Source organism: Thalassococcus sp. S3 (assembly GCF_004216475.1).
Classification (GTDB): domain Bacteria; phylum Pseudomonadota; class Alphaproteobacteria; order Rhodobacterales; family Rhodobacteraceae.
Window position 1 is genome coordinate 3633191 of the sequence record NZ_CP022303.1, and the last position, 22217, is coordinate 3655407.

The 22217-nt window shown below is 60.0% G+C and carries 16 protein-coding genes; 7 read left to right on the forward strand and 9 right to left on the reverse strand.

Annotated elements, in window-relative coordinates; translation table 11 throughout:
* Positions 1-68 precede the first annotated feature (68 nt).
* On the reverse strand, positions 69-1970 hold the full coding sequence (locus CFI11_RS17865) for a DNA/RNA non-specific endonuclease (RefSeq protein WP_130408376.1): 1902 nt from the start codon (positions 1968-1970) through the stop codon (positions 69-71).
* Positions 1971-2141: 171 nt separating this feature from the next.
* On the opposite strand from CFI11_RS17865, the gene CFI11_RS17870 reads away from it, so the two are divergent.
* Positions 2142-3320 carry an AraC family transcriptional regulator gene (locus CFI11_RS17870; protein ID WP_165390302.1) on the forward strand — a complete coding sequence of 393 codons (1179 nt, stop codon included), beginning with the start codon at positions 2142-2144 and terminating at the stop codon, positions 3318-3320.
* 114 nt (positions 3321-3434) lie between these two features.
* Positions 3435-5237, forward strand: coding sequence for a serine hydrolase (locus CFI11_RS17875; RefSeq protein WP_165390303.1), 1803 nt, complete (start codon positions 3435-3437; stop codon positions 5235-5237).
* A gap of 18 nt (positions 5238-5255) precedes the next feature.
* Here the strand turns inward: CFI11_RS17875 and ugpC are convergent, their stop codons facing one another.
* From ugpC to CFI11_RS17915, 8 genes are all read right to left on the reverse strand, one after another.
* The gene (gene ugpC / locus CFI11_RS17880) at positions 5256-6377 is read right to left on the reverse strand and encodes a sn-glycerol-3-phosphate ABC transporter ATP-binding protein UgpC (protein ID WP_130408382.1); all 1122 of its coding nucleotides are present in this window, start codon (positions 6375-6377) and stop codon (positions 5256-5258) included.
* On the reverse strand, positions 6377-7225 hold the full coding sequence (gene ugpE, locus CFI11_RS17885; protein WP_130408383.1) for a sn-glycerol-3-phosphate ABC transporter permease UgpE: 849 nt from the start codon (positions 7223-7225) through the stop codon (positions 6377-6379). The genes ugpC and ugpE overlap by 1 nt, the downstream gene beginning before the upstream one ends.
* Entirely contained in the window at positions 7225-8106 is an 882-nt protein-coding gene (ugpA, locus tag CFI11_RS17890) for a sn-glycerol-3-phosphate ABC transporter permease UgpA (RefSeq protein ID WP_130408385.1), read from the reverse strand. The genes ugpE and ugpA overlap by 1 nt, the downstream gene beginning before the upstream one ends.
* 62 nt (positions 8107-8168) lie before the next feature.
* Complete coding sequence (ugpB, locus tag CFI11_RS17895; protein ID WP_130408387.1) at positions 8169-9491, reverse strand: sn-glycerol-3-phosphate ABC transporter substrate-binding protein UgpB; 1323 nt, start codon at positions 9489-9491, stop codon at positions 8169-8171.
* Positions 9492-9758: 267 nt separating this feature from the next.
* The gene (locus CFI11_RS17900; RefSeq protein WP_130408389.1) at positions 9759-11027 is read right to left on the reverse strand and encodes an ABC transporter permease; all 1269 of its coding nucleotides are present in this window, start codon (positions 11025-11027) and stop codon (positions 9759-9761) included.
* The gene (locus CFI11_RS17905) at positions 11024-11830 is read right to left on the reverse strand and encodes a taurine ABC transporter ATP-binding protein (RefSeq protein ID WP_130408391.1); all 807 of its coding nucleotides are present in this window, start codon (positions 11828-11830) and stop codon (positions 11024-11026) included. Before CFI11_RS17905 ends, CFI11_RS17900 begins: the two co-directional genes overlap by 4 nt.
* A 115-nt stretch (positions 11831-11945) precedes the next feature.
* A complete protein-coding gene (locus CFI11_RS17910) occupies positions 11946-12941 on the reverse strand; it encodes an ABC transporter substrate-binding protein (RefSeq protein WP_130408393.1) in 996 nt (331 codons plus the stop codon).
* 283 nt (positions 12942-13224) lie between these two features.
* A complete protein-coding gene (locus CFI11_RS17915) occupies positions 13225-14511 on the reverse strand; it encodes an FAD-binding oxidoreductase (RefSeq protein ID WP_130408395.1) in 1287 nt (428 codons plus the stop codon).
* A 191-nt stretch (positions 14512-14702) separates the two neighbouring features.
* Here CFI11_RS17915 and CFI11_RS17920 point away from each other — a divergent pair, with 191 nt between their 5' ends.
* The 5 genes from CFI11_RS17920 to CFI11_RS17940 all read left to right on the forward strand — a co-directional run bounded on the left by CFI11_RS17920 (position 14703) and on the right by CFI11_RS17940 (position 22195).
* Entirely contained in the window at positions 14703-16094 is a 1392-nt protein-coding gene (locus CFI11_RS17920) for an aspartate aminotransferase family protein (RefSeq protein WP_130408397.1), read from the forward strand.
* Between the two features lie 521 nt (positions 16095-16615).
* A complete protein-coding gene (locus tag CFI11_RS17925; protein WP_130408399.1) occupies positions 16616-18091 on the forward strand; it encodes a PLP-dependent aminotransferase family protein in 1476 nt (491 codons plus the stop codon).
* Between the two features lie 107 nt (positions 18092-18198).
* Entirely contained in the window at positions 18199-19974 is a 1776-nt protein-coding gene (gene xsc / locus CFI11_RS17930; protein WP_130408401.1) for a sulfoacetaldehyde acetyltransferase, read from the forward strand.
* Between the two features lie 2 nt (positions 19975-19976).
* The gene (locus CFI11_RS17935; protein ID WP_130408403.1) at positions 19977-21065 is read left to right on the forward strand and encodes an acetate/propionate family kinase; all 1089 of its coding nucleotides are present in this window, start codon (positions 19977-19979) and stop codon (positions 21063-21065) included.
* Between the two features lie 98 nt (positions 21066-21163).
* On the forward strand, positions 21164-22195 hold the full coding sequence (locus tag CFI11_RS17940; RefSeq protein ID WP_130410072.1) for a YeiH family protein: 1032 nt from the start codon (positions 21164-21166) through the stop codon (positions 22193-22195).
* Positions 22196-22217 lie beyond the last annotated feature (22 nt).

The following is a 22217-nucleotide window of genomic DNA, read 5'->3' on the forward strand; positions in this document are numbered from 1 at the left end:
GGATTTTCCGTATTTAAGCTTGGCATCAAAAGTGTTTCTGTCAGATCTCCTTTCCAGTAAGCGCGCAATCAAATGGCAATGTCGGTTTCCGCGAAGATCTCGCGAACACCATGAGCAAGAGGCACACTTGCCAGGCTCTCCGCGCTCAAAACCGACAAGCGTCCCGGATCTTTGGTGATATCGGCTTCGGCATAGGCGGCGAGCCCCAGGGCGGTACGGCGTTCAAGCTCTTCGACGGACACCTGGTAGAGACGAAATGGATCGAAATCGAAGGCTTCGATATCGCTCAGAAGATCGGTTTGCGACAGGATGAAACAGGCGGCTGTCAGCGCGTCATCCGCCCCTTTATAGGCGACAAGCTTCCAGAAATCCCGCGGGATGCGCGCGCCCCGGTATTCCGGGTCATCGTCGCGAAAAACGGGACCCGCCAACACCGATACCCGGATATCCGCCTGGGCTGCTTCCTCCAAAACCAAGTTCTCAAGCCGCCCCCAAAGGCCCCCTCGCATGGACTGGTTATAGCGCTCGTGTTGTGGCGCGATGTTGGTGAAAAAGAACGAATCCCGATTGGCCTGCCGGGCCTCTTCTATCGGTCCCCAGGCCAGGTCCGCACGGCGGGCGATGTGACCGCGGTCTAGACGATTATCCTCGTAGAGTGCTTCACCCAATTGAACGTCCGGCGAGATACGGTCGTCCAAACGGAACCCGTGCCGGCCCAGCTGCACCTTGCGCGCACCGTCAATGTTCCACGCCACGAAACGCGCCAGTCGTCGCTTTGCACTCAGGCAAACCGAAAAGTGCGTGTAAGGGATCGTCTGCGCGCGCCCGAAATTCACCGCATCCCGCTTGATGGAAAGCGACATCTCCGGCATTGGCGCGGGCAATCCAAGAAAACCCTCGTCAAAGCCCGCCCTTGCGCCGGTCGCCGCGCTTACATCCTCGTCGAATATGACGCTCTCCGGTGGCGTCAGAGTGAAGTTGAGCTTGTTCTGAACCGAGCGGGGATAACACGCCAGTGCGTGTTCATCGGCATTTCCGCCACCCTCCCCGGCGAAATGCAAGCCGGCAAAGATATCGGTCGGTGCGTCGGCGTCCTTGATGATCCAGGCCGATCCGGAATCGCCGCCCATGCTGATCTCGTTGTCAGAGGCCGGGTTTTCAGGGTCCGGTCCGATCTCAAAACATCCAATATCCTTCGGACCGGTCTGCCCGCCATAGTCCAGTCTCACGATCACGTCCGTGCGCCGTACGATGCCGTGAGTGGTGTTCGTCGTGCGTCCCGTCTTGACCACGTGGTCATCAAGATCGACATCAGCGAGCCGCGTCGGGACCACATCCAGCCCATGGATCGCTCTCTCGATGCCCCGCCCGCGCAGGCGGGACAGCGCACAATCGCCAGCGACGCCCAGATGACTGCGCAAGAGATCTCCGCAGCGATTGCCGGCGACATTGTTGTCGTCATGCGGGCCGGGCTGAACGATCGTGTCTCCAATGCGTCCCCCGTCGCCATGCAGAACATGCCAGTTCGAGAGGATGCAAGGGGCCCCGGTATCTCCGTCGAACACGATCAGTCCCAAGGTGCCCGCAGTACCGTTGATGTGGCTGACACTGGCACCCGGCATCACCGGATCGAGCCGCTGCTTGAGGATGCTTCGATCCTGTGGGCTGACAACATCGAAGGCCGGTCTATAGCGCCGTGCGACGACATCCGTCAGAATTTTCTGACCCTCGATCTCGATCTCCTTGGGCAGCTCCTGCGTGCCAAGCGATTCCAGCATGGAGGGTTCGGCCTTTTGGCCGACCGTGAAGACAAGGCATACCTCGCCGTCCCCATTTTTGCGCCCCACGCCGATCGAGGTCACATTGGGATCTTTGAGATACTCCGCCCCCCGCGCCCGCACATAGTCGCGCAGCATTTCTTGACGTTTCTTGTCTTTCGACGATTTGCCTGAGGCTTTACGCGCCGCCATCCCGTGCTCCGAATAAACTGATCAAATAAAATAGGTATAATGAGAGATCATATCACGATTCTATCTATCCGGGTATCAAAAGACGGCATAACGCCGCCGATTGCATGAGATTGCAATCGCAGGTCACCGCCGTATACCGCTCGCGGATCCACTACGATGGACGCGGCACGGATGACCCAAGATGTGATTTTTCTTTTGCAGGGGGCACTGCCTGTCATTGCGCTCTACTCTGCCGCCTTGGCGTGGAGTCAGGTGCGGATATGGGTCGGCTTCGGCCCGCTGGGGCTGCTGTTTCTGCTGATCTTCTTGATTTCCCCTCCCCCGCAGACCGCCGCACTCCCGCCCATGATCCTCGCACTTTGGCAGATCTGGGCCGTTCCCCTGGCACTCATGATCGCACCGGTCTTCTGGAGCTATATCCAAGCGCTCACCGCAGAACCCAAAGGCAGCGACACCCGTTTGGATCGCGCTGACCTTGTGCCGGCCGGCATCGCAGCTTGTGCGGCGCTCGCTGCATTTGCGATGCCCACACCGATGTGGCGGGCGGCCTTTCAGAACGGAGAGGCAGAGCTTGGCCTGGGCGCCATGCTCGTCGTGGGCACGTTGAACGTGATGGCGATGCTGACCTACGTGCAATGGCTCGTCTATGGGATCCGGGTCTATCGCAGGCTCGTCGCGTATCGGCAAAAACTGCGCGACCTCTTTGCCAGCACAGAGCAGAAGGAGCTTCTGTGGATCCACTGGGTCATAGGCCTCTTTGCGCTGAATGCGATATCAGGCCTGCTGCTTAATCTGGTTTTCAGCATATTCAGCCTCGTGGACGCGGATACCGTGTCGTCGACCATCGGCTATCAGATCACCACATTGGCGAGCACGCTCCTTTCGCTGATGCTGGTTGCCGTCTTTGGAGTTTGGGGGCTGCGGCAACGTCCCGGCCTGGCCGAAGCGCGCCCGGACGCGGCACCCGAAAAATACAACAAAAGCGCGTTGTCATTGCCCGATCAGCAACGGATTGCGCGCAAGCTGAACCGCGCGATGCATGCCGAGCATCTCTATCGCGAGCCCGACCTTTCGCTGTGGCGGTTATCGGACCATATCGGCGTCACTCCGAATTACCTGTCACAGACGCTGAACGAACATTTGCAGATGTCCTTCTTTGACTATGTTAACCGAAGCCGGATCGAAGAGGCCAAGAGCCATCTTCTGACCAGCGAACGTGCGGTGACCGATATCGCTTATGATGTTGGCTTTAACTCGCGTTCCGCGTTTTACACGGCGTTCAAGCGGGTGACCGGACAAACGCCGTCCGCCTTCCGCAAAGCCTCGCCTCAAAGAACCGTCCAGCCCTGACGATTAGGACACCGGAAATGTCCTGCCCTGTCCATCAGGACACATGTCTTTTGCCAAAGCGCTAATGCGCCGACGGGCTCAGGCCCGATTACGTTTTGCCAAAGGACAATGACTATGACCCGTTTCGATCCCGATACACTTTCCGCGCCCCAGCGCGCCGCGCTTGATGATTTCGCACAGTCCACCAAAGCACCGGCGGTCCTTGTAGAGGTCTGGCGCGACGGGCTTTCGGTCAGCAGCGCACAAGGCGTGGTTGCCGAAGGATCCGACATGAAAGCCAGCACCGAGAACAAGATCCAGGCAGGTTCCCAAACCAAGATGATGACCGCAACGCTCGTTCTTCAATTGGCCGCCGAAGGACAGGTGGACCTTGATGCGAAACTTTCGGACTATGTCGAGAGCAGTGTACTCTCCGGCATTGCGAACGCAGAAGATGCGACATTACGTGAATTGCTGTCCCATCGCTCGGGCATCGTGGATTTCGACGATGTTTTGGGTCAAAGCGGCATTCCGACCTATCTCGAACAGCTTCTTTCAGATCCGACGACACCTGTGGGCAGCGATGACCTTCTGGAATTCGTGACCGGAACTCCGGCGCATTTCGCGCCCGGTACAGACTTCAGGTATTCCAACACCAACTATCTACTTCTGGAGAAGCTGGTGGAAGCTGTTACGGGAGAGAGTTTCGGGGCCGCTTTGGAGAGCCGGGTTTTCAATCCGTCGGGCATGAACGACAGCAGCCTCGATGTGCCAGGCCATGATGACAACCGGCTAAGCGGGTATTTCGATGCCTTCGACCGGACTCTGGATGTCACGGATGTTCCATTGACGCTTGGCGGTGCAGGCGGTGTCGTCTCGACCACCTCGGACCTGATCCGGTTCATGGATGCCCTTCTGGTTTCACGGACCCTGCTTGCCTCGGATCAACTCGAAGAGATGCTGACATTCCTCGCATCGGACGGGACCCCGTCGGACGCGGGTGCCGGTCTTGGTCTCTTTTCAACAACTGTTTACGGACAGCTTTTTGTGGGGCATGCGGGTGGCACGCTTGGCCACGCGACGTTGACCCTTGTTCACATGGAAAGCGGAACCATTGTCACCGCGGCCGCAACGCATTACACGGCCGATCCGGATGGTTTCGTGCTTGATGTCTTTGCCCGGATCTTCAACGACACCGCTTGGGCAGATTTCGACGCGGATACCAACCAGTTCGATATCGCCGGGACCGCATCGGAGATCGACCTTTCCAAAACAGCCTCCGGCGACACCGAAGTCTCGCTTGGTGATGCGTCGCTGACCCTCGACGGCGGGCTCGGCGATTTGGACACCAGCCGGTTCTCGTTTTCGGATGGGTCGATACTGTGGATCGGTGAAGATGGGCGCGACCGTTTCGATGTCCTGCGGGATGCACGTGAGGTTCGTCATGCGGACAACCAGCTTGTCGGACGCAATGGCAACGACGACCTGTCGGGGGGACATGGCAACGACAAGCTCGTTGGCGGGGCCGGTCGCGACACGATGCGGGGCCGCGACGGGAACGACACGCTCGAAGGGGGCACAGGGCGGGATCTGATTGACGCGGGCACGGGCGACGACCTGCTGCGGGGCGGATCGGGCGCCGACCTCCTTATAGGGCGCGGGGGAGATGACGTGATACACGGCGGGAAAGGCGACGATCTTTTGATCGGCGGCCAGGGCGCGGACCGATTTGTCTTTCAAGCGGGCAGTGGAAACGACACGATCCTCGATTTCGAAGCCGGCAGCGACGTGATCGACTTCTCGAAAACCGGCCTCTCTTTCGATGACCTTCGGATTACGAAGCCGGCATCCGGCCTGGTCCAGATCGAATATGGCGACGATACGCTCACCCTCACTTGGCAAAACGACGCGCCAAGCGAGGACGACTTCATCTTCTGATCGGTTCTGAAACCGGCGTCAGCCAGGCTGGCGCCGGTCTAGTGGAACGACGACACTGTCGCCATTGTGCACGCGCGCTCCGCCTTCGCTCTCGAAGAGATGGAGGTGCTCGGGGGCGGCGGCCAGATGCAATTCCGTGCCGATCTGCGGGGTAACCGCGCCGCTCAGGCGCACCAGCAGGGGCTCTGCTCCGTCAGCCGGGGTGCCGTGCACAACGGTGTCTGCCCCAAGTTGCTCGACCAGCCGCACGGTGACCGCGAACATGGCCTCCTCTGCCCGACAAATGCGCAAGTGTTCCGGCCTCATACCCAGATGGACCGACCGCCCAGCCGCTTGCGGGAGCGCCTGGGGCAAAACGACCTGCCCATGTTCCAGCCGCACGACCTGCCCGCCTTCGGCAACCTCTCCGCGCATGAAATTCATCGCCGGACTTCCGATGAAATCCGCAACAAAGCGTGTGGCTGGCGTGGAATAGACCTCCATCGGCGTCCCGATCTGTTCCACTTTCCCCGCATTCATGATGATGATCCGATCTGCGAGGCTCATCGCCTCCACCTGATCGTGGGTTACATACACGAAGGTCGCATTCAGCCTTTGGTGAAGATCTTTCAACTCGCCACGCAATTGTGTGCGAAGCTTGGCATCCAGGTTCGACAACGGCTCGTCAAAAAGAAAAACGGCAGGCTGGCGCACGATCGCCCGCCCCATCGCCACCCGCTGGCGTTGACCGCCGGAGAGTTGCCTGGGTTTGCGATCCAGATACTCCTCCAGCCGCAGCGACCGCGCCGCCTCTGCCACACGCTCCGCGATCTCGTGCTTTGGCATGCCCTGGTTACGCAGCCCGTATTCCATGTTCCGCCGAACCGACATGTGCGGATAAAGCGCGTAGTTCTGGAACACCATCGCGATGTCACGATCTCCGGGCTCGAGGTCGTTAACCTTCCGGGAGCCGATCCTCAACTCACCCTCACTGATGCGTTCCAGTCCCGCGATCATCCGTAGGATCGTGGACTTGCCGCACCCCGATGGTCCCACCAGCACGATGAATTCACCGTCCGCGATGTCCACCGACACACCCTCGACCGCGCGCACGCCGCCGGGATAGATCTTGCCCACATTGCTGATCTGCAAACCCGCCATTATTTCTCACTCTCCACCAGCCCTTTGACAAAGAGCTTTTGCATCGCCACCACGACCAACACCGGCGGGATCATGGCCAGCACCGCCGTGCCCATGATCAGATGCCAGATCGGCGCTTCCTCTCCGCCATTGGCCATCCGTTGGATGCCCATGACGACGGTATAAAGATCCTCTTCCGTCGTGATGATCAGCGGCCAGAGGTACTGGTTCCAGCCATAGATGAAGAGGATGATGAACAAGGCCGCGATATTCGTCCGGCTGAGCGGCAAGAGGATATCAAGAAAGAACCGGATCGGCCCCGCCTTGTCGATCCGGGCCGCCTCGACCAGCTCATCCGGTATGGTAAGGAAGAACTGCCGGAACAGGAACGTCGCGGTGGCAGATGCCATCAGCGGGATCGTCAGCCCGGACCATGAATTCAGCATGTCCAGCCGCACGATCACGTCGAAGGTCGGTAGGATCCGCACCTCGACCGGCAGCATCAGCGTCAGGAAGATCATCCAGAAAAAGCCCATGCGGAACGGGAAGCGGAAATAGACGATCGCATAGGCGGAGATGATCGAGATCGCGATCTTGCCAATGGTGATGCCCAAAGCCATCCAGAGGCTGTTCATCATCATCATGCCCACCGGCACACCGCCCGCCTGCGGCAGATCGCCGAACAAAAGCTCCCGGTAATTGGCAACCATCTGATCGCCGAACCACATCGGGATCGGGTTGCGGGCAAGCGCCTCTGGCGGATGGGTCGACGCGACAAGTGCCATCCAGACCGGGAAACACAGGAACAAGACACCCAGGATCAGCGTCGCATGAGTGATGAAGGTCAGAAGGGGGCGATTTTCAACCATCAGTAGTTCACCCGCCTGTCGACATATCGGAACTGGATCACTGTCATGATCACGACGAGGCCCATCAGGATCACCGACTGCGCGGCGCTGGAGCCATAATCCTGACCGACAAAGCCGGTGCTGTAGACCCGGTAAACGAGGATCGACGTGCTGTCCGCTGGCCCCCCTTCCGTAGTGGCGTGTATCAATGCGAAGGTGTCAAAGAACGCATAAACGAGGTTCACGACCAGCAGGAAAAAGGTGGTTGGTGTGAGCAGCGGGAAGGTAATGGTCCAAAACCGCCGCACCGGGCCCGCGCGGTCGATGGCGGCCGCCTCGATCAGGGATTTCGGAATGGATTGCAGACCGGCGAGGAAGAACAGGAAGTTATAGCTCACCTGCTTCCAGGCTGCGGCGACGATCACCATCAGCAACGCTTCGTCCCCGTTCACATAGTGGTTCCAGTCATAGCCGAGCAGACCCAGCCAATGGGCGACAATGCCCAGGCTCGGGTTCATCAGGAAGAACCAGACCACGCCCGCCAAAGCAGGGGCCACCGCGTAGGGCCAGATCAGGAAGGTGCGGTAAAGCGTCGCCGCCTGCAGCACCCGGTTGGCGGCGGCGGCCAGAAACAGCGCGATGCTCATCGACAGCACCGTTGTCGAGATGCCGAAGATCAGCGTCGTCTGGAACGAGCGCAGGTAGCCGGGATCGGCAAAGAGCAGGCGGTAATTCTCTAGCCCCACCCAGTTGCGGGCAAAGCCGAACGCGTCTTCCAGGTAGAAGGAGCTTTCCAGCGCCTGATAGGACGGCCAGAAAAAGAAGATGAGCGTAATCAGGATCTGCGGCGCGAGCAGCAGATAGGGCAACCATTTGTTGCGAAACGTAACGCGTTTTTGCATGTAAAACCAATGAATTGGCCCCGGCCTGTACGGGCCGGGGCCGAACGTCTTAGACCAAGGACTTAGGAGCCGCCATTCGCCGCTTCAAACCGGCGCAGCAGCGCGTTGCCCCGCTCTACCGCCGCATCCATGGCGGTTTTGGCATCCTTGTCGCCGGACCAGACCGCTTCCAGCTCTTCGTTGATCACGTCGCGGATCTGCACGAAGTTGCCGAACCGCAGACCTTTGGAGGCTTCGGTCGGCTCGTTCAGCGAAAGCTGCTTGATAGCCACGTCGGTCATCGGATCGGTCTCGTAGAAGCCCTGCTCCTGGCTTAGGTCATAGGCCGCCGTCGTGATCGGCACATAACCCGTGGCCTGGTGCCATTCGGCCTGCACTTCGGCGGTGCTGAGATACTGGAAGAACTGCGCGGCGCAGGTGTATTCCGGCTGCTCGTGGCCCTGCAGGACCCAGAGTGTCGCGCCGCCGATGATGGAGTTTTGGGGCGCATCCGCGACCGCTGTATCCACTGGCAGCATCGCCTGGCCAAACTCGAAATCGCTGATCTCGTCCTTGAAACCGCCATAATAGGCCGAGGAGTTGATCCACATCGCCGTCTCGCCGTTCACGAACTGCGCCCGGCTGTCGCCCCGGCGACCGCCATAGGCAAAGAGACCCTCCTCGCCCATATCCGCAATCCGTTGAATGTGGTTCACGACCGCATCATTGTTGAATGTGAACTCGGTGGACAGACCGGCAAAGCCATTCTGCTCGGTGCCCAGCGGCAGGTTGTGCCAGGCCGAGTAGTTTTCGATCTGCGTCCAGGACTGCCAGCCGAAGGAGAAGGGTTTTTCCATCCCGTTCTCCTTGAGGGCGCGGGCCACCTCTTCGACCTCGTCCCACGTGGTCGGCACCTCAACGCCTGCGGCATCCAGCGCGGTCTTGTTGTACCACAGCACCGGCGTTGAACTGTTGAAGGGCAGTGACAGCAGATTGTTCTCTGTATCGGTGTAATAGGAGATCACGGCTGGAAGATACGCGGATTGATCGAAATCGATGCCGGCATCTGTCATCAGTTGGTAGACGGGATAGATCGCACCATTGTCCCCCGCAGCCATCATCGTGGCGGTTCCCACCTCGAAGACCTGAACGATATGCGGCTGTTCGCCCGCGCGGAACGCGGCGATGGCCTGGGTCATGTTTTCGGTGTAATTGCCTTTGTAGACCGAGTTGACCATGCAGCTATCGCTGGTTTCGTTGAAGGCAGCGGCCAGCGCATCGGTTCGCTCACCCAGCTGACCCCCCATCGCATGCCAGAATTCAACCTGTGCCTTATCCGCAGCCAATGCGCCTGTTGCGGCCATTGCCCCTGCAGCGACACCGGCCATCAAGCTTCTTACATTCATGTCATTCTCCCAAAAGTGTTTTGGCCGCGCAGGCAGATTACATCCACGAAATCCAGTGCGGAGCCCCCAGAGGCGCGGCATAAGCAGGTTATGTGACAGATAGTTAACTGTAATATGACGATTCGTTAAAGCCGTCACAAACCACAGCATCTGGTATGCGTCACACCGGATGGAACCAGATCGGCGATATCCAGAAGGATCCGTTGCGCCACAAAAAAGGCCCGCCCCGATCACTCCGGGCGGGCCATGTAACAGTTTTGTAACGGATTAGCCTTTACCTTTCCAAGGCACCAGCATCCGCTCTGCCCAACGCATCAGCATATCGATTCCGAAACCGATCACCCCGATCAGGATGATCCCCATGATCACGATATCGGTGTTCTGGAAACGCGAGGCGACCATGATCATCATGCCCGCACCCTGCTCCGCCGCGACCAATTCTGCGGCAACCACCGTGCCCCAGCAAACCCCCATCGCAACGCGCGCGCCGGTGAAGATTTCTGGCAGCGAATTCGGGATGATCACGTGTCGCATGATCTGCCACTTGCTCGCGCCCAGGGAATAGGCGGCATGCACTTTTGAGATCTTGACCCCCGAAACACCGGACCGGGCCGCAATCGCCATGATCCAAAGCGCCGCGAGGAACAGCAGAATGATCTTACCCTGTTCGCCAATTCCCGCCCATATGATCACCAGCGGGATCAAAGCGAGGGGTGGCACAGGGCGCATGAATTCGACAATCGGGTCGAACCATCCCCGGAACCAGTTCGACAGACCCATCGCATAGCCGAGCGGGATGCCGACCAGCGCGCCCAGGACAAAGCCCGCGATCACGCGAAACAGCGAATAACCCAGATGCTCCGCCAGCGTGCTGCCCCTGAACCCTTCGGAAGCGATCAGGCCAAGACGCTGCAAAACCGCCTCTGGCGCAGGCAGCCAGATCGGCTCCATCTGCCAGCCCTTGTTGGGCGCGAAATTTGGCGTACCGCGGTCCGAGAGTGTCACCGAACCGTCGGCCGTCTGCACCGTCTGGCCCGGCTCGATGGCCTCACCGTTGATGGCGACGACCCGCGCGCCCTCGTCCCGGCCCAGCTCGTCGTTGCGGTCGACCCGGATCAGCCCGCTGCGCCACACACCAATCGCTGCGCTGTCATTCTTGGCCCAGCCCTCTCCCGCTTCGACCTCAGGCGCTTCAATATTCTGGTCGATGGGATGCACGATGACCGTGACCGTGGCGGTATCGCTTTCTCCATCCTCGGTCTGGGCGGTGTATTCAAAACTTGTCGTGCCCTCGAAAGGGCCCGGCGCGTGCAGAAACCCGGGCAGCCAGCTCGATCCGGTAAACATGCCCCAAAGTACAAACAGCGTGATGATCGACACAACGCTCGCCGTGCGATCCGACACAACCGCGCTTTCGTCCCCAAAGGTCACCGTCTTGAGCGAGGTGAAGTCGCGTCGGGCCGCACGATTTACGACAAATTTCACAATGAAAAACGAGCCGATGAAAATGCCCGCGTAAATCAGAAACGGGATCATTCTGCTGCCTCCGTCCGGCCCATGATTTCTTCTTCCATATCCCAGATCATGCTGAGGATCTCCTCGCGCTTGACCGCGAAGTCGGGATGCTTCTTGACCTCTCTCAGGTCCTGCCCGACGCCCAGATCAGCGAAGGGCAGACGATATTCCGTGTGGATACGCCCCGGGCGCGGCGCCATGACAAGCAAACGCTCACCCAAAAGCAGCGCCTCCTCGACCGAGTGGGTGATCAGGATGATCGTCTTGCCGGTCTCTTTCCAAAGCTTCAGGACAAGGCTCTGCATTTTCTCCCGCGTCAGCGCGTCCAACGCACCCAGCGGCTCGTCCATCAGGATCACATCGGGATCGTTGGCCAGGCAGCGCGCCAAGGCAACACGCTGCTGCATGCCGCCCGAGAGTTCGTAAACGGCCTTTTCCTTAAAGTCCTGCAGACCCACAGTTTCGAGCAGATGATCGACGATCTGCGATTTTTCTGCGCTGGCCATGCCCTTCATGGAAGGACCGAAACCCACGTTTTCGCGAACGCTCATCCATTCAAAGAGCGCGCCTTGCTGGAAGACCATGCCGCGCTCGGCGTCCGGGCCGGATACGGCATGGCCGTTCATCACGATCTGGCCTTCGGTGGGCGCCAGAAACCCCGCGACGATGTTCAAAAGCGTTGTCTTGCCACAGCCGGATGGCCCGAGCACGCTCATCAATTCGCCTTCTTTCAAATGAAGCGATACGTCCTTGAGCGCCTGAACGGAGCTTCCGTTCGGCAGATCGAATCGCATGGATAAGTTTTCAATAGACAGTCCGGACATGGAGAGCCCCTGTGCGCGACGGATGGGAAAGGGGGCGGATCAGGCCAGGGAGGCGGGTCTGCCCGAAACGAGGGCAAGGCGGCGCACGCACCGCCCTGCCCGGCTTGCACGAGGCTTAGTTAGCCGCTTCGCCCAGCGGACCGGCATTGACCGCGTTGACATAGCTGTCAAGCGCGCCGTCGATGGAACCCGCTTCGACGAAGACGTCCGCCACACCCTTCATGAAGGTTTGCGCGTTGCCGCCCAGCCACTTTTCTGACAGCTGCTCATCGACCGAAGGGAATTTCATGGTCGAGATGGCGCCACGCGCCGCTTCGACATCCATGCCGGCTTCCTGTGCGATCACGGCGAGCATTTCATCACCGCCAGCACCGGAGTTCCACTTTTCGTTCGCCGCCGCTGTCACGGCGAGAAAATCAGAAACGATTTCGCCGTTCTCGGCCACGAAGCTCGCAGGAGCGGAGGTCACGTCGAAGACCAGGATGCCCAGCTCTTCCTTTTCGGTGCCGGTCAACAGCACGTTGCCATGCTCTTTCATCCGGGCAAGACCGCCGCCATAGCCACAGGCGAAGTCCACAGCGCCCTGTGCGAGCGCCGCAGCGCCTTCCGGCGGCGCCATGTCGACAACGTCAAGCGAGGCAAGCTCAATGCCGAAATGGTCCATCTGACGCAGGAAGCCGTAATGCGCAGCGGTCCCCAGCGGAACGGCCACTTTCTTGCCCGCAAGCTCGCTTGCGGTTTCCTTGTCGATCTCCAGATCCGCGTCGACCACGCAATTGTCGTTGTCCGAATAGCTGACGGCAACGTCGATCACCTGCAGGTCCTGCCCAGCCGAAGCTGCGACCACGAAGGGCGGCACACCCTGGCTCACCGCGATCTGCACGTCGCCCGATGCCATTGCGGCACTCATCGCCGTACCGGTTTCGAAGGACACCCAGTTTACTTTCATGCCCAGCGCTTCGTCATAAGCGCCCGATGCCTTGGCTTCGAGGAACGGCATCGGCCATTCCAGAAAGTAAGCCACCGTCAACTCGTCCATGGCCGACGCCGATTGCGCCGCCAATGCCATCGTCGCACCCGCAACGATCGAGGTGAGTGGTTTCTTGATCATGTTTAACTCCCAGTTTTTACGTTCTGCATGCATCCTGTTGATGCACTTTCAGTTTTCAGTTCCAAGGTGCGTGCAGGCCTTGGTCTCGGCTCTTTTCTGTCAAGCTGCAGAGCCTTAGAGACGCACGCAATTCTTTTTGATGCTTTCCTGATCTGGCCTCCATCCTTTTTGGTGTATTCTGCCACTTCTTTGATCTTGGCCCCGCGCAAAAGTGCAAAGCAGAGCGTGTCCGAGGATACGTCCAATCTGCGCACAAGCATAAGTCCAGTTTGAACATCCTCCCCTATCCGATCTCCATTTGATCCCGCAGCCTAAGCCAGGACATCGCCAATCCGGCACCCCAGACTTGTATTTTTCGAAATGCAAACGGGCGGATTGAGGAAACTGGAAACGGCAGATCTTCCGGTGATCGACCAAGGGCACGCTCGGCCAGCACCCGGCCCATGACAAGGGACATCGCAACCCCGCGTCCATTATAGCCCAGCCCGGCCAGCAAACCCGGCCCGGGCTCATGCAGATGCGGCACGCGCTCCGGTGTCAAAGCGATATGACCGCCCCAGCGATAGCGCCAGGCGACGTCCTTCAACGTTGGGAAAAGACGGGCCACGTCTTTCTGCATCCAGTTGAAACCGCCAACACCGCCCCATGGTTTGCGAAAACCGATCCCGCCAAAAACCATCTGCCCACCCGGTTCGCGCCGTGCATACATGATCAGCCGACGGGTGTCAGAGATTGTGTGCCCTTCCCTGAGGATCGGTCCGATCTGATCATCGGCCAGCGGATCCGTCGCCATCTGAATGGGATAGAGCGGGAGCACTGATCTTTTCAGATCCGGCATAAGATCATCGGTGTACCCGTTGGTGGCAAGAATGACCGACCGCGCTGAAATCCGGTGTCCTGCTACGGTCAAAGTCCATTTCTCACCGTCACGTTGCAACGCGGTGGCTCTTGCCCTGCTGAAAATACGGGCACCCGCCGCTTCGGCGACCCGGGCCAGCCCTCGCACCAGGGCGAGCGGCTGTACCGCACCACCCGCCGGGGCCAGAATCGAGGACGCAAATCCTTGCGTACCTGTCAGTCGTGCCGTTTCGTCAGCGCCCAGGACCTCGAACGCCGCGCCATGCGCGTTCCAGAGGCTTGCGGCCGCCTCAGCCGACCGGCGCGCGGCCTCGCAATGGTTGACACGGATCCAACCCTGCTGCCGCGCCTCGCACGGGATCTGGTATTGCCTGGCAAGATCGAACAGCGCATCGGCGGACCCGAGCGCCACCTCGGTCATACGTTCGAAATACCGCGTGCCCACCGCCATCCTGAGATCGTTGGGTTCCTTCAACGGCAGCATCGGGTTTACCTGCCCACCGCTGCGGCCCGATGCCCCGTGACCCACCTCGCCAGCCTCCAGTACGACCACGTCGGTCCCGTCTTCGGCAAGGCGCAAGGCGGCGCGCAATCCTGTGAAGCCACCTCCCACGATTGCAACGTCGCAAGAGATATCTCCCTCAAGAGAGCGGGCTGGCGGGGCGGGCTGAGCCGTCTGGCGCCAAAACGGATCGGTCAGGGTGACAACCATAACGCCTACCTTTCCATACGGCATTGCGAAGCCAAGGCGAATTTCCCCACTCAGCGGCACTGGCCCTAAAGCCGCAAAACAACTGGCCCTATTGTCCGCTGCATTTTCGCGCTGTTGTCATAACGTCTCAGACGGGTCAGACTTGGCCCGATCCGACACGCGCATTTCTCGATTACGAAAAGGGGTCTGTCATGGACGGCACGTTCAAGGAAAATGACATCAGCCACATCGTGGAAGCCGACAGGGCTCATATCTGGCACCATCTCAGCCAGCATAAACCCTATGAAACCAATGATCCGCGCATCATTGTCGAAGGGCGCGGCATGCGCGTCTGGGACCAGCACGGCAAGGAACATATCGACGCCGTATCCGGCGGTGTCTGGACGGTGAATGTGGGCTACGGCCGCGAATCAATTGCCAACGCGGTGCGCGACCAGTTGATCAAGCTAAACTACTTTGCAGGGTCCGCAGGCTCCATTCCGGGGTCGCTCTTCTCGGAAAAGCTGATTTCAAAGATGCCGGGGATGAGCCGCGTGTACTACTGCAACTCCGGGTCCGAGGCGAATGAGAAAGCCTTCAAGATGGTCCGCCAGATCGCCCATGCGAAATATGGCGGCAAGAAACACAAGATCCTCTACCGTGAGCGGGACTATCACGGCACGACCATCGGCTGTCTGTCGGCGGGCGGCCAGGACGAGCGCAACGCGCAATACGGCCCCTTCGCACCGGGCTTCGTTCGTGTGCCCCACTGCCTCGAATACCGCGCCTTCGAGCAGGACGGCGCCCCGCAGGAAAACTACGGCGTCTGGGCGGCCGACCAGATCGAGAAGGTGATCCTTGCAGAGGGGCCCGATACGGTGGGCGCGCTCTGCCTTGAGCCGGTGACGGCAGGCGGCGGCGTGATCACTCCGCCCGAGGGCTATTGGGAGCGGGTGCAAGAGATCTGCACGAAATACGACATCCTGCTGCATATCGACGAGGTTGTGTGCGGCGTTGGCCGTACGGGCACCTGGTTCGGCTATCAGCATTACGGCATCAAGCCCGACATGGTGACGATGGCAAAGGGTGTCGCGTCCGGTTATGCCGCGATCGCATGTCTGGTCACGACCGAAGCCGTTTTCGACAAGTTCAAAGACAACGCGGACGACCCGATGAACTATTTCCGCGACATCTCGACCTTCGGTGGCTGCACCGCAGGTCCGGCGGCGGCGCTGGAAAACATGCGCATCATCGAAGACGAGAACCTGCTCGACAACACCACATTGATGGGCGCGCGGATGATGGACAACCTGCACGCGCTCGCCGACAAGCACAGCGTGATCGGCGACGTCCGGGGCAAGGGCCTTTTCCTGGGCGCCGAGCTTGTGTCGGACCGCGAAACCCGCATGCCTGTCAACGAAAAGCAGGCCCAGGCGGTCGTGGCCGATTGCATGGCGCAAGGCGTGGTCATCGGCGTGACGAACCGGTCGGTTCCGGGCAAGAACAACACGCTCTGTTTCTCGCCCGCGCTGATTGCGACGGCAGATGATATCGACCACATCACCGATGCAGTGGACAATGCGCTCACCCGCGTTTTCGGCTGAAACCAGTTTTGCAGACAACAAAACGCCCCGGACATTCCGGGGCGTTTCTCATTTTAGCGGTGGCCGCCTCGTGGCCCTCTATAATCGTCGCGCTGCTCGCTCTGGGCATCAAAGCCGCTGGTGTTCGAAAAGCCGCCAACCGGCTCACACGCGGCCACAAATGCGACAACCGCACTTAGGCACAAAACCTTCAGGGCACGGGCGGTCAGAGCGCTCCGGTGCAGGGTATCTTCCGTCATTTTGACTTCCTTAATTTTTGCAGAACTAAACTGTACAGTATGGATTTGAAATGGGCAGAAGATCGTTTCACTTCAAGTGACTGGAGAGCGCGCACCGCAATTCAGACTGGCCTTGGACGCAAGACCGCCGTTGACGCGAACGACGTTTACTTTTGGGCAACACATACCATGGCGCATGGGTTAATGCGGTCATTGTAGGTGCCCTGCCAAAGGCGCACAGCCTAAGAGGGAATGACCGTATATCCAGATTGCAAGCCTGATATATCCAAACTAGACTGACACATGGCCATTTCAGTCGAGACTTTCTTCCTGAACCCCGATGCGCAGGGAACGCTTCAGGCACAGATCCAGCAGATGATAGCGGAAGGTATTCTGTCCGGGCGCTTCCACCGCGGGGAAAAGTTACCCTCTTCGCGAAAACTCGCCACGCATCTCGGCGTGAGCCGTATCACCGTGACGCTCGCCTATACCGAGCTTCTGGCCAACGACTATCTCACCTCTCGTGGGCGTTCGGGGTACTATGTTTCGGCGAACGCCCCCGTTCCTCCGGCTTACGCCCCACCGGCGCGTGGCATCGACAGGGTGAACTGGGAACGCGCGCTTGAGCATCGCTTTACCGGTGGCGACACGCCCGCAAAGCCGGTCGATTGGCACAATTATCGCTATCCGTTCATCTATGGTCAGGCCGATCCTTCGCTTTTCGATCATGCCAATTGGCGTCTCTGTGCTCTGAGGGCCCTGGGGCAAAAGGATTTCACGGCACTTACCACCGACTATTACGACCGCGACGACCCGCTGCTGATCGAATTCATTGCGCGCCACACATTGCCCCGTCGTGGCATCACCGCACGACCCGAGGAGATTCTGATTACGCTGGGCGCCCAGAACGCGCTTTGGCTCGCCACTCAGATCCTGCTGGGCCCGGACAAGCGTGCTGTGGTCGAAGACCCGTGTTATCACGCCCTGCGCGATATTCTTATGCAGTCCCGATGTGATCTGGCCCCGCTTCGCGTCGATTTCGACGGCCTTCCACCCGAAGCCATTCCACCCCGCACCGACGTCATCTTTGCCACCCCCAGCCATCAGGCCCCCACAACGGCCACGATGCCGCATGCCCGCCGACGCGCCTTGTTGCAGCGTGCCCAGGATCTGGATGCCATCATCGTGGAGGACGATTACGAGTTCGAAATGTCCTTTCTCGCGGCCCCTTCCGCGGCCCTGAAATCGCTCGATAGGGATGGCCGGGTCATCTATATCGGCAGCTTTTCAAAGTCTCTCTTCCCTGGCCTGCGTCTCGGCTATCTGGTCGGCTCCGAGCCCTTCATCCGCGAGGCGCGGGCGCTGCGGGCCCAGGTTCTCCGCCATCCCCCGGGGCATGTGCAGCGCACGGCGGCTTACTTCCTGTCCCTTGGGCATTACGATGCACAGATCCGCCGGATGGGCGAGGTGCTGCACCGCAGGCGACAGACGCTGGAGGAGGCAATTTCAGTTCATGACCTGAAAATCGCGGGCCAGGGCGTTTACGGAGGCAGCTCTCTCTGGATGGAGGCGCCCCCACAGGTCAACACCGCTGATCTGGCCCGGGATCTTTCGGCTTCCGGAGTGTTGATCGAACCGGGCGCGCCCTTTTTTCATTCCGCCAAACGCCCACATCATTTCTACCGGCTGGCCTACTCCTCTATCCCCGCCAGCCGGATCCCCGACGGTATCGGTCACATCTCCAAAGCGCTTGAAAACGCGGAAGAAAACTGGACCTAACCGGATGCTTATACTGGCCCTAACGGGCCCGTGACCGACGACGTAAACCAGACTAAAGTCGCATTTCACGCGATGCTTTTCTGATGTCCTCAAGAAAGGGTGCTGCCATGAAGATGACCACCGAAGAAGCCTTTGTCAAAACCCTGCAACGGCATGGAATTGAACATGCTTTTGGGATCATTGGCTCGGCGATGATGCCGATCTCGGACCTGTTTCCGAAAGCCGGGATCACCTTCTGGGACTGCGCACACGAAGGCTCCGCAGGCATGATGTCGGACGGCTACACCCGCGCCACCGGCAAAGTGTCGATGATGATCGCCCAGAACGGACCGGGCATCACCAACTTCGTGACCGCCGTCAAAACCGCGTACTGGAACCACACGCCGCTGTTGCTGGTCACTCCGCAAGCCGCGAACAAGACCATCGGTCAGGGCGGCTTCCAGGAAGTTGAGCAGATGAAGCTTTTCGAGGACATGGTGGCCTATCAGGAAGAGGTTCGCGATCCCTCCCGCGTGGCCGAAGTGCTGACCCGCGTGATCTCCAAGGCCAAGCGCCTTAGCGGACCGGCGCAGTTGAACATCCCGCGTGATTTCTGGACGCAGGTCGTGGATATCGAGATCCCCGACCCGATCGACTTCGAGGTCAGCCCCGGTGGCGAGAACTCCGTCAAGGCTGCCGCCGATCTGCTCTCCTCGGCCAAGAACCCGGTGATCCTGAACGGGGCGGGCGTGGTTCTGGCGGATGCGATCCCCGCCTCGGCCGCGCTGGCCGAACGTCTGACCGCCCCTGTCTGCGTGGGCTATCAGCACAACGACGCCTTTCCGGGCTCTCACCCGCTTTTCGCAGGGCCGCTGGGCTATAACGGTTCCAAGGCCGGCATGGAACTGATCAAGCAGGCCGATGTCGTGCTCTGCCTGGGCACAAGGCTCAACCCATTCTCGACCCTTCCGGGCTATGGCATGGAGTACTGGCCGGCGGATGCAAAGATCATCCAGGTCGATATCAACCCCGACCGGATTGGCCTGACCAAGAAGGTCACCGTGGGTATCGTGGGCGACGCCAAGAAGGTGGCCGAGGGTATTCTGGCCAACCTGTCCGACACAGCAGGCGACGAAAGCCGCGAGGACCGCAAGAACCGCATCGCCACCGCGAAATCCACCTGGGCACAGCAGCTCAGCTCGATGGATCACGAGGATGACGATCCCGGCACCAGCTGGAACCAGCGCGCCCGCGACGCCAAGCCCGACTGGATGAGCCCGCGCATGGCCTGGCGCGCGATCCAGGCGGCGCTGCCGAAAGAGGCGATCATCTCGTCGGACATCGGCAACAACTGCGCCATCGGCAACGCTTATCCGTCTTTCGAGGAAGGCCGCAAATATCTGGCGCCTGGCCTTTTCGGTCCCTGTGGATATGGCCTGCCCGCCATCGTCGGCGCCAAGATCGGCCAGCCTGACGTGCCGGTTGTTGGCTTTGCCGGTGACGGTGCCTTTGGCATCGCCGTGAACGAGCTGACGGCCATCGGCCGCGGGGAATGGCCGCCGATCACACAAATCGTTTTCCGCAACTACCAGTGGGGGGCGGAAAAGCGGAACTCGACGCTGTGGTTCGACGACAACTTCGTGGGCACCGAGCTGGACACCGAGGTGTCCTATTCCGGCATCGCCAATGCTTGCGGTCTGAAAGGCGTGGTCGCTCGCACCATGGACGAACTGACCGACGCTCTCAACCAGGCGATCAAGGATCAGATGGAGAATGGGATCACCACGCTGATCGAAGCGATGATCAACCAGGAGCTGGGGGAGCCGTTCCGCCGCGACGCGATGAAGAAACCGGTAGAGGTTGCCGGCATCTCTTCTGACGACATGCGTCCGCAACTCGCCTGATCATGACCGAAGATCGGCTTATCCTGGTCCTCAACGCCGGATCCTCGTCGATCAAAGCTGCGGTTTTTGATGCCGCATTCAAAATGACCCTGCGTGCCGAAGCTTCGGGCATTGGCGCGCAGGGAGACGTAAAGGTCGCAGGCACCCGCAACCGCGCCGATCTGCCCGATCACCAGAAAGCACTTGATCTTCTGCTGCAGGGCTTGGCACGGAACGGTCTGGCGCTCGACCAATTGCGGGGGGTTGGCCACCGCGTCGTGCATGGTGGCACAATGCTGACCAAGCCAACGCGCATCAGTCCCGAAACACGCGCCAAAATCGCCGACTGCATTCCCTTGGCGCCGCTGCACAATCCCCACAACCTGGCCGCAATCGACGCGATCTCGCGGCTTGCGCCGGATCTGCCGCAAACGGCCAGCTTCGATACGGCGTTTCACACCACCAATCCTGAAGTCGCCCAGCGCTATGCCATCCCCGCGACGGCGGAAACGCAGGGCCTGCGTCGCTATGGCTTTCACGGCACCAGCTATGCGGCGCTTGTCCGCGCGTTGCCAGCGCTTTCCGGCGCGCCGCTGCCGCAGCGCCTGCTTGCTTTGCATCTCGGCAATGGCGCGTCTCTTTGTGCGATACGGGATGGGCAGTCGGTGGCCACGACGATGGGCTACTCACCTGTCTCGGGCCTTACAATGGGCACCCGCTCGGGTGATATCGACGCCGCCGCGGTTCTGCGTCTGGCCGAAACGCTGGGCGCCGCTCACGCGCATCGCTTCTTACATCATGAGAGCGGGCTTCTGGGCCTTTCCGGCCTCAGCAGCGACATGCGCAGCCTCGAAGAGGCGGAGACGGAAGACAGCCGCTTTGCCATGGCGCATTTCTGCTACTGGGCCGCGCGTCACTCCGGTTCGATGATTGCCGCCATGGGCGGACTTGATGCCATCGCGTTCACCGGCGGCATCGGCGAGAATGCAGAGCGGATCCGCGAGGGCATCCTTGACCACCTGAGCTGGGCAGGGGCAGTCCCGGTGTGGATCGTGCCCGCCGAAGAGGAAGCCCAGATCGCACGCGATACCGTCCAGGTGCTGGGAGACTGAGTTGGTCGCCCGCCGCATCTCTCAGGTCAGACCCCGCCTTTTGCCCAATGACGTTGCATTGTGTCACCCGCATTGCCACAAAGAACAAAATGACTGACATGGCGCAAAGAGGCACACCAATTTCCCAAACTTTCGCGGAATTCCAGACCCGCGTTCGCAGCCTGCTGCCTGGGGTTCTGGTTGCGTTCATCGTGGCCATTACCGCGCAGTTCATCGCCGAACATCACGGCGCGCCGGCGATGCTGATGGCACTGCTTCTGGGCATCGCGATCTCTTTTCTGGGCGAAGAGGGCAAGGCCGTCGAGGGGATCTCTTTTTCAGCGCGCACCTTACTGCGGGTCGGCATCGCGTTTCTCGGCGTCAGGATTTCGATGGATCTGATGGCGGGGCTGGGCATCGAACTGATCCTGCTGGTCATCGGCGGCGTGCTTGCCACAATTGCCTTTGGATTGCTCATCGCCCGTTTCTTTGGCCATGGTTGGCGCTTTGCCTTGCTTACCGCAGGGTCGGTCGCCATCTGCGGCGCCTCTGCCGCCATGGCCATCGCCGCGATCCTGCCCAAGGATGACCGCTCAGAACAAAGGCTCATTTTTACGGTGATGGGCGTGACGGTTCTGTCGACCATCGCCATGATCCTTTATCCGATCCTGGTGGAGCAGATGGGCCTGTCGGCCCTGGAAGGCGGGATGTTTCTGGGCGGCACGATCCATGATGTCGCTCAGGTCGTGGGCGCAGGCTTCTCCATCTCGGAAGAAACCGGCGATACAGCGACCCTCATCAAGCTTATCCGCGTGTCCATGCTGGCGCCTGTTGTCGTCATTGCCGCGCTGCTGATCCGTCAATTCGCGGAAGTGCCCGCGGACGGAGAACGCCCCCCGATCCTTCCGGTCTTCGTTGTGGCCTTCCTCGTTCTCGCAGGCCTCAATTCCCTGCATGTCATCCCCGCCGCAGTCGCCGATGCGCTCAGCCAGGCCTCGCGTTGGCTGTTGTTGACCGCGATCGCAGCGGTGGGCATGAAAACCAACCTCAAGCGCGTTCTGGCCGTGGGAGGACCGGCCATTGCCCTCTTGATCACCGAAACCCTCTTTATCGCCGGTCTGATCCTTGTCGGACTGCATTTGCTGCTCTGACGATCAGAGACCGCGAACAAGG